Raw genomic sequence first — 13,052 nt, 5'->3', positions numbered from 1 at the left:
CCCTGCTGTGCGCTTCCGACAAACCGTTGCACGGCGAGATCAAGTTGCCCGGCATGGCCGATGCCTTCTACCAGGAACGCGTGGGCCAGCACCTTGCCATCGGCCTGCGCGCGATCGACCTGCTGGCGAAAGAGGCGGAGGCGGAGACGCTGCACAGCCGGAAATTACGCAGTTTCGGCGAGCCGCTGTTTAGGTAGTGGAAGTACGGATGAATTGAGCCCGCGATTGACAAAGCAGTCGGTTGTCTCACCGTAAACTGGGATCTCCCAGCGTCTATTTCTACAATAATATTCTAGACCAAGGGAGGCCCAAAAACTACCCCCCAACCCCCAATGCCGCCGCCGCCTCCCTGATCCGCTTCGCTTCCGCCCCGTCATTCCTGAACGCCTTCAGGCCGCGCTCCATTGCCTGCCTGGCCTGCACCGTCTGGCCCAGCTGCATGCGGCTGCGGATCAGCATGATCCAGCCGTTGGCGTCATTGGGATTGGCCTGCAGCCTTTTGTCGAGCCCGTCGACCATATTGGCGATCATTGCTTCCTGCTGGCCGGGGGGGAGGGCTGCCGCCTCTTTCATTTGTTGGCGGCTGGGACCGGGGATCGCGGCGGTGGCGGTGGCCGGGCCGGTAGTGGTGATGCCGCCGGTCGGCGCAGCGGGTGCGGCTTTCGCCAGACGGGCAGCGACATCAATGCCCTCATTCTCGGCCACCTGGCCAATCACGCGGCGAATATCGCTGGCATAGGGCGCGTCGGCCGGCGTGTCCTCGAGCAAGGCGAACCAGTCATTGATCGCGCCCTTGTGATCGCCAGAAATGTCTTTCTGCACGGCGAGAAAATAGCGCGCGCGCGGATCCTTGCTGTCATGTTTCAGCGCATTGCGGAAAGCGGAGGCGGCGTCGGGTGGTACTTGCTGTCCATCGCTGTCCATCACCAGAGCTTCGCCGAGCATCGACCAATATTCCGGATTGTCAGGGTCGAGTGTGGTCGCGCGTTTCATCGCCGTCGCCGATTCGGCAAATTTGCCGGTTTCGAAATAGCTCCACCCCAGCATCCGCCAGCTTTCCGCGTCGTCGGGGTTGTCCTGCAGCTTTTTCTCGAGACCGGCGATGACTTCGTCGACGCTCGGCGCCTGCTCGGTCTCGCTACCGCTACCGGCGACAGCCGGGTTTGCGCCGGAGCCATCGTTCATGCTGCGATAGACCTGCACAGCAATCGCTCCCAGCGCCAGTAAAGCCGCTATTATCAGAGCGATGCGGCTGATATTCATCGAAGAAGCTGATTTCGCCATGGTCAATCCTCAAGCTATTTTATGTCGCGATATTCCCGCGCAGAGATACGGAGCCGTTTGCTGCCTGACAAGCGCTGAGATGGCTGTGATATTTTGCACTGGCAATGGAGGGGCTTTTTGGTAAGATACTGCCAAAGTTCAATCTTTTGGGTCGCGCTATAGCCGGACAGACAGCTGAACCGGATCGACATAACGTATGAGGGTGCGTTGGTTGGGGCAGCACGAGGGGGGAAGCAAGCGCGTGGCGGATAAATTTCGAGTAGTCATTATCGGGTCCGGACCGGCGGGCATGAGCGCTGCTGGCCGCGCGGCGCAGCTGAAGTTGAAGCATGTGCTGCTCGAGAAAACCGACCATCTTTGCGACACCATCTACAAATATCAGAAGGGCAAGCATGTCATGGCGACGCCGAGCCAGCTGGTTCTGCGCTCGGACTTGGATTTTGATGCAGGCAAGCGCGAGGCCATTCTCGGTACGTGGGATGATCAGGTTGCCGCCCAAGGTGTGAATGTCCGCTACAATAGTGAAGTGAAGGCAATTCGCGGCACCGGCGAGGCAATCCCTGGCAGTATCCATATCATTGAAATGCGCCAGCGCGACGGCACGGTTCAGAAAAAAGAAATCCAGCGCTACGCGCCGCCTTATGAAATCGAAATGACCAATGGCGACAAGATTATCGCCGACACGGTAGTGATGGGGATCGGGACCCAGGGCAATCCCAACCGCATGCGTTGTCCCGGCGGCGACCTGCCGCATGTCCAGTATCAGCTGGATGACCCCGGTGAATATGTCGACGAGCATATTGTCGTGATTGGTGCGGGCGATGCGGGGATTGAGAATGCGCGCGGACTCGCGGAGGACGCAGCGCAGGGCAATACTGTGACGATCGTCAACCGGAGCGCTGATTTTGCAACCGCCAAGGATGCCAATGTGCAAGCGCTGATCGCCGATCAGGCCGCCGGCAAGCTGATCGTCCGGCTCGAAACGGAAACCGCGTCGGTCGAGGCCGACTATATCACCTTCAACACGCGTGACGGAGAGGAAAAGGTGCGCTGTGACCGGATTATCGCGCGTATCGGTTCTGCCCCGCCGCGCGCTTTTGTCGAGGAATGCGGCATCGAGTTTTCGAGCAACGACCGGCTTGCTTTCCCGAAATTGTCACCGGTCTTCGAAACCACCACGCCCGGTATTTTCGTAATTGGCGCGCTCGCCGGTTATCCGCTGATCAAACATTGTATGAATCAGGGCCATGACGTCATCGAATTCATCAACGGCAATACCGAGCTAAAACCTGCCGACGAACCGATACTGGAAGCAAAATTCCGCGACCTGCCGGGAAAGCGGTCGGTGGCCGAGTGGCTCGATTTCCTCAATCAGAATATCGCTATTCTAGATGGTATGAATCCGCTGCAGATGCGCGAGTTCATGCTGGACAGCAACGCGCGCTTCTATCGTAAGGGTGAGGTGATTTTTGAGCGCGCAGCGCCGGGATCGTCCTTGTTCGCGATCGCGCAGGGTTCGGTGCTAGTGGAGGTCGATGCTGATGACCCGTCGATCACAGTGCCGATTACAGAAGGATCTATTTTCGGCGAGGTTGGTCTGATTTCGGGGCGTCGGCGCGGGGCCACCATCCGGGCGGCGGAAGATACGATCTGTATTGAAATCTCTCGCAACGCAGCGCTGAAATTGCAGAGCCAGGTGCCCGCCGCGAAAAAAGCGATCACCCGGATATCAACCGAGCGCCAATTGCTCCAGATGTTCGGCTCCGGCCTGACCAAGGACGATATTGCCGAAGTCGTCGAGTCCAGCGAGATTATCAATGTCCGGGCCGGCGAGGCGATCATCGAGGAAGGCGCCGAAGGCAATGACATTTACGTCATACGCGTCGGGTCGATGGTGGTCGAGAAACAGATTGGCGGTAAGCCGGTGTTCCTGTCCTATCTGCCAGCCGGTTCCTATGTCGGGGAAATGACGCTGATCGCCGGTGGCTATCGTACCGCGACGGTCAAGGCTGCAATCAAGTCGGAAGTGATCAAGATCAAGGGCGATGCGTTCAAGAAAGTGCTCGACGCCCATCCCGATCTGATGCGCAAGGCGAAGCAGGAAATGGCCGCGCGGCAGGATATCAACGCTTTTGTCGAAGCGAAAAAGGACAGTTTCTCGGGCGTCGTCGACATGTATTCGGGGATCGCAAATTTCCTCGTCGACAACGGTATTGGCGAGGCCACGGACGTGCTGCTGATCGACGAGAATCTGTGCGTCGGTTGTGACAATTGTGAAAAAGCCTGCGCTGACAGTCACGAAGGATTGTCGCGTCTCGACCGCGAGGCAGGGCGCACCTATGCGCATCTCCATGTGCCGACCAGCTGCCGTCATTGCGAGCATCCGCATTGCATGTCCGACTGCCCGCCCGATGCCATTCACCGTGGCCCCGACGGCGAGGTGTTCATCGACGACACCTGCATCGGCTGCGGCAATTGCCAGCGTTATTGCCCTTATGGCGTGATCCGGATGGACAAGGTGCCGCCGGAGAAGCCGGGCATTTTAAACTGGCTGCTCTTCGGTTTTGGCCCCGGCCCGGGCGAGCCGGACAAGAAATGGGTTTCCGACCATAGCGATCCGGCGGTCGAGAAGCCGAAAAAGGCGATCAAATGCGATATGTGCGCCGGCATCAAAGGCGGTCCTGCCTGTGTCCGTGCTTGCCCGACCGGAGCGGCGATCCGCGTGGCGCCGGAAGAGTTTCTCACCGTTTCCAAGCTTGAATCGGAAGAGGTATAATGGCGAGCCAGGCAATATCCGCCAAGTCCGGCCGCAAGAAAGTCGTGATGCACGACGGTTTTCTCCGGCACGCCGGTTTCCGCTGGCTGAAAATTTCGGCGGCCATCATGCTGATCTGTATTGTGAGTTATATTTTCATCGACGTATCGCCGCGGCACAATGGCGGCAGCTGGTACGGTTATACGCTCGGCACCATTGGCGCCTTGCTCATTCTCTGGCTCACCATGCTGGGGGTCCGCAAGCGGGCGATGACTTCTGGCCAATGGTCGCTCAAGGCCTGGACTTCTGCTCACATCTATCTCGGACTGAGCCTGATCGTGATCGGCACGCTGCATACCGGTTTCCAGCTTGGCTGGAATATTCATACTGCGGCTTACGTGTTCATGATGATCGTTATCATCTCCGGCATCGTCGGCATATATTTTTACGTGACCATCCCCAAGGCGCTGTCCTACAATCGCGACGAGATGACCGAGACAGAAATGCTCGAAAATCTGCGCTCGCTCGACCGGCAGTTACACGAATCGGCGCAGCCTTTGTCGGCCGATCATGCCGCTCTGGTGCTACAGTCGCTCGAACAGGATCCCTTCGGCGGTGGTTTTTACCAGCGGATTTCGGGCAAATATCCTGATTGCGCGACGCGGCAGGCGCAGGCGGATCTGCGCCGCGAGCGCGCCTATCAGCCGAAAATGGGCGGTGATGATCCGCTCGACAAAGTCGATGCGCTGCTCGAGAAAAAGGAGGCGACCCTAGCCCGGGTCCGGCGCCATCTGAAGCTCAAGGCCATGCTGCAGGTCTGGTTATTCGTTCATGTCCCGATGACCTTCGCGCTGATCGCATCGCTGACCGCGCATATCATCAGCGTGTTTTTCTACTGGTAGGATGGAGAGCCAAATATGACCTTCATAGTACGCCAGATTGCAACCACCGCAGACGGACGGGAAATAATCCGGTCTAACCCGTTCCCGACGAATGAAATCGGCATCGGCCGCAGCACCAAAAACGCGATCCATCTTCCCGATCTTGCGGTCAATCCGGATCATGCTGTCATCAGCAAGCGCGATGATGGACAGATTATCGTCGAAAGCACTTCGGGCCAGAATTTTACGCTCGATGGCAAGCAACGGATTTCCGTCACGGTCGATCCGTCATCCGGTGCGGAGCTCGGCTTTGGCGGCCACGTAATTGTTGTAGGCGAAGAGGGCGAGGATATTGTCCTGACCGTCAAGCGGGTCGAGGCCTTGTCGGATTCCGCAGAAATACGCAGCGAAACAACGCTCTACACGCTCAAGGGCTTGCTACCGGGCAAGCGGCTCACCGCCTGGGGTTTTATCGGTCTGGTGCTGGCCGCATTTCTTGTCTGGCCGATCTATACCTGGGCGACCTGGCGCAGTGTCGAGGAACGGCCCGACCAGTTCCACGCCGACACGATGTGGTCGTCCGGCGCGCTGAGCAGCGCGCATCACGCGCTCGAAAAGGACTGTCAGGCCTGCCATGTCGATGCCTTTGTCACGGTTAAGGACAAGACATGTCTTACATGTCATGAAGATGATGCGCACGACCATGCGGACAAATCACGACTGCTGACCGCGCGCGGCGGGCCGGAGGGGCTGGAGAGGATCGGCGCTGCTTTTGCATCCGCTTTCAACAAGCCACCGGGCAGGTGTGTCGAATGTCACAGCGAGCATGAGGGTGCCGGTGCTATGCAACCCACTGCGCAAAAATTCTGCGCGGATTGCCACAACGGGATGGATGGACGGTTGACCGACACAAAACTCGAAAACGCGTCGGATTTCGGCATCGAACATCCGCAGTTCCGGCCGGCTGTTCTGGTATCGCCGGGCGGCGAAAATCCGGAACGCAAACGCATATCGCTCGATCAGAAGCCGACAGAATATAACGGCCTTAAATTTCCCCACGACTTGCACCTGTCACGGACCGGCGGCGTTGCGCAAATGGGACGGAGACTGTCGAAAGATTACGGATTTGGATCCTCACTCGCGTGCAAGGATTGCCACACGCAAGATCCCAAGGGCGTGCGCTTTGAACCGGTCGACATGAAGCAAGACTGCAGCATGTGCCACAGTCTCGCCTTTGACGAGATCGGCGGTACGGTAAGGACATTGCGGCACGGCGAACCCGCCATGGTGCAGGCTGATCTCAGGGCCTATTATCGTTCCACGCGGCCCACTCGTCCGATCAATCTTGGCGGGATGAGCCGCCGTCGTCCAGGGGGCAGCAATGAAGTCCGCGTCGCCAGAGACTATGCCCGCGCTGTCCAGTTCCGGCCAAGCCGCGCCAATCTGGCGATAAGCCAGGTTTTCTCGCGCGGAGGGGCCTGTTATGACTGTCACGGCGTTACTCCGCCGACGGCTCGCGGTCGGGTTGACTACGGCATCAAGCCGGTGACCCAGACCGATCGCTACATGCAAAAGGGCTGGTTCAGCCATGAAGCGCATAATGACGAAAAATGTACGACCTGTCACAATGCGACCACGTCCAAGGATGCCAAGGATCTGCTGCTGCCGGGAATCAAGACCTGCCGCGAATGTCATGGCGGGGAATTCCAGAAAACATCCGACGTGCCTTCGTCATGCGCAATGTGCCATGATTATCACGCCGACGATGGTGCACCCTGGCTGATCAAGGAACAGCAAAAAGACAAGCAGGTAAAGCCGGAGAAACAGATTGCCGGTCGCTAGGGCAACGGGAAACAGGGGAGATTGACCGTGTTGATGGCGCAGATCACGGATATTCATCTTGGATTCGATCCCGATAATCCGGCGGAATTCAACCGCAAGCGGCTTGATCAGGCGATCAAGACTATTTGCGATATGACTCCGCAGCCCGATCTGTTGCTGGCAACCGGGGATCTGGTCGACCGCGGGGATCAGGCAAGCTACCGGCGACTCGAAACCGCTCTTTCCGCGGTGCCGTTTCCGGTCCACATGTGTCTTGGCAACCACGATCTGCGGGCGCCGTTCCGCAAGCAATTTCCAGAAGTCCCCACGGTCGACGGTTTTATCCAATATGAGGTCGACACTCCGGCGCTGCGGCTGCTGTTTCTCGATACGCTGGAAGAGGGCAGGCACGGGGGCGCGTTTTGCGAGGTTCGGGCAAAATGGCTGGCCGACAGGCTTTCGGAAAATAGCGACAAGCCGACGATCCTGATCCTGCACCACCCGCCGGTGGAAAGCGGCATTGACTGGATGAACACCCATCCCGACGAACCCTGGGTCGCGCGGCTGGCCGACACGGTGGCCGGTCATTATAACGTCAAGGGCATGATCACCGGTCACTTGCACCGCAATATTTCGACCTGGTGGCGGGATATCAGCCTGGCGATCTGTGCCTCGACCGCGCCGCAAGTCGCGCTGGACCTCAATCCGATTGATCCCGAAAATCCCGACGGGCGCAATATGATCGTCGCCGACCCCCCGTCGATTGCACTGCATTACTGGAACGGACGCCAGCTGGTCAGCCATTTCGAGACGGCAGAAGAACATGTCCTGCTCGCTCGCTACGACGAAAATCTGCAGCCGCTGGTACGCGCATTGTTGGCCGAGCGTCCGAAATAGCCAGTTTTTTCAATGCCGTTCATCGACAGGTCACGGTCGTTCGTCTAATAATTGATTTCTAACGCAACCTTTTTTGCGTTTCCGCTCCGCTTTGGGTAGACCATCCCCAACAGCGCCGCAGGCGCTTTTTTGGGCGACCCGCGACAGCGGTCTGATATTTGGAGAAACAATAATGCGATTCACGATTTCCAGCCGTAAATTTTTTATGGGCGTTTCCAGCGCCGCGCTTATCGGCGCGACCGCGACTCCCGCTCTGGCCGATCATCATGGGAAAAAAATGACCACAGCTGAACTGAACATCATGAGCGCAAAGCAATCTGCGCCGAGCGCGGCCACCGACAACAGCATCCTGCAACAATGGAGCGGACCTTATGATGGCGTGCCGGCCTGGGACAAGGTCAAGGTCTCGGATTTTCCACAAGCATTTCAGGTCACGATGGACAAGGTCAAGGCCGAGGTTGTTGCCATCCGCGACAATCCCGAACCAGCGACCTTTGAAAATTTTACCGTTCCCATGGAACTCGCGGGCAATGACGCCAACGAGCTTTTTGCTATCTGGGGTGTGCACTCCAGCAACCTGTCCAACGAAGAAGTCCGCAAGATTCAGGGCGAGTGGCTGCCGAAAGTATCCGCTTTCTTCGACGAGCTGACCCTCGATCCGAAGCTGCTCGCAAAGACCAAGGCGGTTTATGACCGCCGCGCGACGGCTGGCCTCGACGCCGAGCAGCTCCGCCTGGTGGAAAGAAATTACGAACAGCTCGTTCGTGACGGTGCCTTGCTCAAAGGTGCCCAGAAGGAAAAACTGATCGCGCTCAACACCGAATTGTCGAAAGCGTTTAACGATTTTTCGAACAAGGTTCTGGCGGATGAGGAAACTTATATCTATCTGACCGACGAAGCCGATCTCGCGGGTCTGCCGAACAGCTTTGTCGCCTCGATCAAGGCCGCCGCAGAAGCGCAGGGCAAAACCGGCTGGGCGCTGAAAAACACCCGTTCGGTGATGCAGCCTTTCCAGCAAAACTCGACTCGCCGCGATCTGCGCGAGCAAGTCTATAACGCCTATATCAACCGCGGCGACAACGGTGATGCCAATGATACAAATGCCACGATCGCCAAAATCCTGAAGTTGCGCGCCGAACGCGCCAAGCTGCTCGGCTTCAAGACCCACGCCCATTACCGGATGGCCGACACGATGGCCAAAGAACCGGAAGCGGCGATGGAGTTGATGATGAAGGTCTGGCCGGCCGCCGTCGGACGGGTCAAGGAAGAAGTCGCCGACATGCAGGCGGTTGCCGACGCTGAAGGCGCCGGTATCACCATCGCACCGTGGGATTATCGCTTCTACGCCGAGAAGGTCCGCAAGGCGAAATATGACCTCGATGCATCGGAGATCAAACCCTATTTCAAACTCGACAATATGGTCGATGCGATGTTCGATGCGGCGGGCAAGCTTTACGGCATGACCTTTACCGACAACACCGGCAGCGTCCCCGTCTTCGATCCCGAAGTGCGGACCTTCGAGGTCAAGCGCGGCGACAAGTTGATCGGCCTGTTCTATCTCGACAATTATGCCCGTGAAGGCAAACGTTCCGGCGCTTGGATGACCACCTATCGCAGTCAATATGATCTCGGTGGCGATAACCGCTATGTGCTGGCGTCGAACAATAATAATTTCGTCAAGGGCGGCGAGGGACAGCCAACGCTGATCAGCCTCGACGATGCCTCGACCCTGTTCCACGAATTTGGTCATGCGCTGCACTATTTGAACTATGACATCACCTACCCCGGCCTCGGCGGCACTCCGCGTGACTTTGTCGAATATCCCAGTCAGGTGAACGAGAATTGGCTGCTGACGCGTTACATTCTCGACAATTACGCCAAACACGCCGAAACCGGCGAGCCGATGCCGCAAGAGCTGGTCGACAAGATCAACAAGTCGAAAACCTTCAACGAAGGCTTTTCGACGGTCGAATATCTGTCGAGCGCGATTGTCGATATGAAGCTGCACAATCGCACCACGCCGGTCACCGACCCGGACGCGTTCGAGCGCGATACGCTGACCGAAATCGGCATGCCCGAGGAAATCGTGATGCGTCACCGCCTGCCGCAGTTCAACCATCTGTTCTCGTCAGACGCCTATTCGGCGGGCTATTACAGCTATCTCTGGTCCGAAACGATGGATGCCGACACCTGGGCGGCGTTTGAAGAAGCGGGCGATGACTGGGATGCCGACACGGCGGAACGCTTCCGCTCGATCATTCTGAGCACCGCCAATGAAACCGACCGCAAGGAAGCCTATCGCAAATTCCGCGGCCGCGATCCAGAAGTCAAATATATCCTGAAGAAGCGTGGGTTCCCGGTACCGGGCGAAAGCGCGGATGCAGGCAGCAAGGATGGCGCGGCAAAATAGGTCGCGAACATCCGGACGAAATCTGGAGAGGGGAGTGCGATTGCGCTCCCCTTTTTATTCGCGCCGTCGTTGCCGGGAAATCTGTTCCTGAATTTGCAGCAACCGTTCTTCCGTCATCGAGAAGCGGAAGGTGAAGAAAAAAGCGATCAGCATCAGCGGAACGATCCCGGCGGCACCGATCCAGACCAGAGAATCCAGCGTCGATTGGTCGACCGACCCCGGCCGCATGCCTTCTTTAAGGCCCACCATATCGAGCGCGAAGCCGCCATAGAGCGGTCCTACGGCGGCACCTAGCTTGGAGGTGAACTGCAGCACGGAAAAGAATCCGCCCTCCTGCCTGAGGCCTGTTTCAGCCTCGTGCTCGTCGGTCAGATCGGCGGTCAACGAGGTGATCGCAACGATCCGCAAAATGAAGAAGCTCATGAAAATCGCGTTCTGGATGACCAGGATCGCAAATATTGCGGGATCGCCATTATCCGGAATCAGGTCGAACCAGCGGAGCAGATAGGGCCAGGACAAATCGAGCAGCATGATCGCAACCGCCCATTTGACGATGTCGTGTTTGGCCATCCGCCGGCCAATCGTTTTGAGGAATATCATCGCGATCGGTACCGCAATCAACACGGAAATGCCAAGCACCAGCCCGGTCTCGGTTGCCTCCAATTCCCAGAAATAGGTCCAGAAGATGACATTGAGAGCGAGTGTAATACCATAAGAGGCGGTCGCGCCGAGATCGTAACAGAGTATGTTGCGAAAATTGCGGTTTTGGAAGGTTGAAAGGAAATCGCTCCACAATCCCGAAAATCCCGGGGTGGCAGGCGCGCGTTCAGGGTCAATCTTTGTATGGCCGATAAACTTCCAGGTGCCGGCGATACACGCTGTCGCAGTGATCCAGACGATCAGCGCCGACAGCCATCCATAGGTCACATAATTGCTTGCAATGAACCGGCCGTCGCCATCGGCGCCCGCGTCAAACAGGAAATAGAGACAGGTGGAGGGCAATAGCAACGCGGTGAGAAACAGAAATGCGGTACGCTGCCCCATCAGGGCACTGCGGTCGTGATAATCCTGGGTAATTTCGGCAACCAAAGTATAGTGCGGGATCGAAAAAAGAGTCAGCGCAGTGCGGATCCACAGCGAACAGACCAGCAGCCACCCCGCCAGCCATAGCTGGCTACCCAGCACAAAATCCGGTGGCGCAAAAAGCGCAACAAAGCCAAGGCCGAGCGGCACCGTGCTGTAAATCATGAATGGATGCCGCCGCCCCCAGCGACTTTTATAGCGGTCGGACCAGCTGCCTACCATCGGGTCCGATACCGCGTCCCAGAGCAGGCTGAGCGACAGCACAATACCCGTCGCCGTCCCGCTGAGCCCCAAGACCTGCGTATAAAACAGCAGCGCGAACATGATGAAGGCGGCTTCCTTGACCGCATAAACCGCCCCGCCGAGCCCGTAGGACAGGCGGTTGGGGAGGGTCAGGTGCAAGGGGGCTGGCTGTCGGTTGTTCAAAGTAACACATACGTCGCACAATCGGGCGTTGGAAGCTACGGAATTGCGGTGACAATATACCAGTTACCTGGTCGAAACTGACAAGCGGCTCCGACCACAAAATAAAAAGGGCGCGCCGCCGATTGAACGGCGCGCCCTCTCATTGTTAACGTAGCTCCAACTTAAAAGCGGAAGCCGACACCCGCGACGACCTGATGGCGGTCGAGGTCGACGCCGATTTCATTGTTACCGTTGAACAGAGTGTCGTTATATTTGAGCGAGCTATAGTTGGAATAGCGATACTCGAGTTTGACAAACGCGCCGGAGCCGTTTCCGGAGCCGCCGGTTCCGATCAGCTGCTCGACGCCGGCACCGAGGCGATAGCCGTCAACCTGCTGGCTGTCGTCGAAGTTGAGATCGACGCCATCGGAATCAGCGCGATCCTGAAAGCGGGATTCAACGGCGGTGTTGGTGTAGCCGCCCTTGGCGTAGAGCAGGGTGGACGGCGTGACCTTGGTACCGATGCGCGCGCCGATATAAAGGTCGCGCTTCAGGTTGACGCGATAGCCGAACGGGGCATTGACGTCTTCATCGCCTTCCTGTTCGCCGGTCGAATCCATATATTCGCCTTCGAGGCCAAAGATCACGGGGCCGGCATCGAAATCATAGCCGAGCGCGACGCCATAAGCGAAGCCATCGACCGACTGGTCGAGCGTATTATTTTCGAAAATGCCGTCATTGTCGGTGTCGACATCGACGTCGCTGCCCGAGCGCAGCGTGTCATAGCCGCCAAGGATTTCTGCGCGCGGTCCGGTGAAGGGGGAATCGGACTGGGCGGCAGCAGGTGCGGCAAACGCGCCGGCAACCGAACATAGGATCAGGGGGGTGATCACAGAGGATTTCATTATTTTACTCCAACTTACAAAAATGGAACATGATCGTTCCGGTGATGCCCGCTATCATTGCGAACTTTGCTCGTCGATGAATGGCCAAACACAGGGCGTCATTGATCGACGAGTGGAGGGAACGGTCCAACGGAATGGATTGTTCCATCGTTTGTCGGATTATTGGTAAGAATAATGAACCTGGTGCAAGATTGTCACTATTTGTCGGTAGGCGGTCGATTCTGCGGAGCACCGCCAAATAAGCCGACCGCTAGTAAGCCTGTCGCAAATTCCGCGAGCGCCTTCCCGAGTGTAGATATTTCCTAAAGAAGCGCGGGTTATTCGTACCGGGGAAGGTTCGGATGCGGGCAGCAAGGATGACGCGGTAAAATAGGCGGCGCTGTCCGGATGAAATGGGAGGAGGGGAGTGCGATTGCGTTCCCCTTTTTGTTGGGTTTCGGCGACATTCACGAAATGCGCCCCGTGAATCGATTGTAGTTCAACGTTCGTAGCCTTATTGGCTTTGAGATGAACATTGATTCAGAGGTGAACAAGGCTAAAATTCTAGCGAATTGGATATCTGAAAGGGTCGACGGCTTGTTCGTTATCCCCGGTCATAAAAACCAACTGGC

8 protein-coding genes and 1 pseudogene are annotated in these 13,052 nt (G+C 57.4%); 6 read left to right on the top strand and 3 right to left on the bottom strand.

Features of this window, described 5'->3' with window-relative positions; translation table 11 throughout:
• Positions 1-197 (top strand): annotated as a pseudogene (locus WBM93_RS05165) (AMP nucleosidase); the annotation flags it as partial.
• Between the two features lie 118 nt (positions 198-315).
• On the opposite strand, the gene WBM93_RS05160 reads toward WBM93_RS05165, so the two are convergent.
• Complete coding sequence (locus tag WBM93_RS05160) at positions 316-1,284, bottom strand: tetratricopeptide repeat protein (RefSeq protein WP_424429077.1); 969 nt, start codon at positions 1,282-1,284, stop codon at positions 316-318.
• Between the two features lie 196 nt (positions 1,285-1,480).
• Between WBM93_RS05160 and WBM93_RS05155 the strand changes: the two genes are divergently transcribed.
• The 5 genes from WBM93_RS05155 (at position 1,481) to WBM93_RS05135 (ending at position 10,048) form a co-directional block, all read left to right on the top strand.
• Positions 1,481-4,060 carry a cyclic nucleotide-binding domain-containing protein gene (locus WBM93_RS05155; RefSeq protein ID WP_424429074.1) on the top strand — a complete coding sequence of 860 codons (2,580 nt, stop codon included), beginning with the start codon at positions 1,481-1,483 and terminating at the stop codon, positions 4,058-4,060.
• Positions 4,060-4,941, top strand: a complete 882-nt coding sequence (locus WBM93_RS05150; protein ID WP_424429072.1) for a hypothetical protein — start codon at positions 4,060-4,062, stop codon at positions 4,939-4,941. The genes WBM93_RS05155 and WBM93_RS05150 overlap by 1 nt, the downstream gene beginning before the upstream one ends.
• A 15-nt stretch (positions 4,942-4,956) precedes the next feature.
• A complete protein-coding gene (locus WBM93_RS05145; protein ID WP_424429070.1) occupies positions 4,957-6,762 on the top strand; it encodes a cytochrome c3 family protein in 1,806 nt (601 codons plus the stop codon).
• A 27-nt stretch (positions 6,763-6,789) separates the two neighbouring features.
• Positions 6,790-7,638 carry a phosphodiesterase gene (locus WBM93_RS05140; protein WP_424429067.1) on the top strand — a complete coding sequence of 283 codons (849 nt, stop codon included), beginning with the start codon at positions 6,790-6,792 and terminating at the stop codon, positions 7,636-7,638.
• A gap of 172 nt (positions 7,639-7,810) precedes the next feature.
• Positions 7,811-10,048 carry a M3 family metallopeptidase gene (locus WBM93_RS05135; RefSeq protein ID WP_424429065.1) on the top strand — a complete coding sequence of 746 codons (2,238 nt, stop codon included), beginning with the start codon at positions 7,811-7,813 and terminating at the stop codon, positions 10,046-10,048.
• A gap of 54 nt (positions 10,049-10,102) precedes the next feature.
• Here WBM93_RS05135 and WBM93_RS05130 read toward each other — a convergent pair whose 3' ends face one another.
• Both WBM93_RS05130 and WBM93_RS05125 read right to left on the bottom strand, forming a co-directional pair.
• Complete coding sequence (locus WBM93_RS05130; RefSeq protein ID WP_424429061.1) at positions 10,103-11,533, bottom strand: MFS transporter; 1,431 nt, start codon at positions 11,531-11,533, stop codon at positions 10,103-10,105.
• Between the two features lie 185 nt (positions 11,534-11,718).
• Positions 11,719-12,441, bottom strand: coding sequence for an outer membrane protein (locus WBM93_RS05125; RefSeq protein ID WP_424429058.1), 723 nt, complete (start codon positions 12,439-12,441; stop codon positions 11,719-11,721).
• Between the last annotated feature and the right edge of the window lie 611 nt (positions 12,442-13,052).

This window comes from Parasphingorhabdus sp., assembly GCF_049667325.1.
GTDB lineage: Bacteria > Pseudomonadota > Alphaproteobacteria > Sphingomonadales > Sphingomonadaceae > Parasphingorhabdus.
The sequence above is the reverse complement of the archived record's forward strand: the minus strand, read 5'-3'. Positions and strand labels throughout refer to the sequence as shown.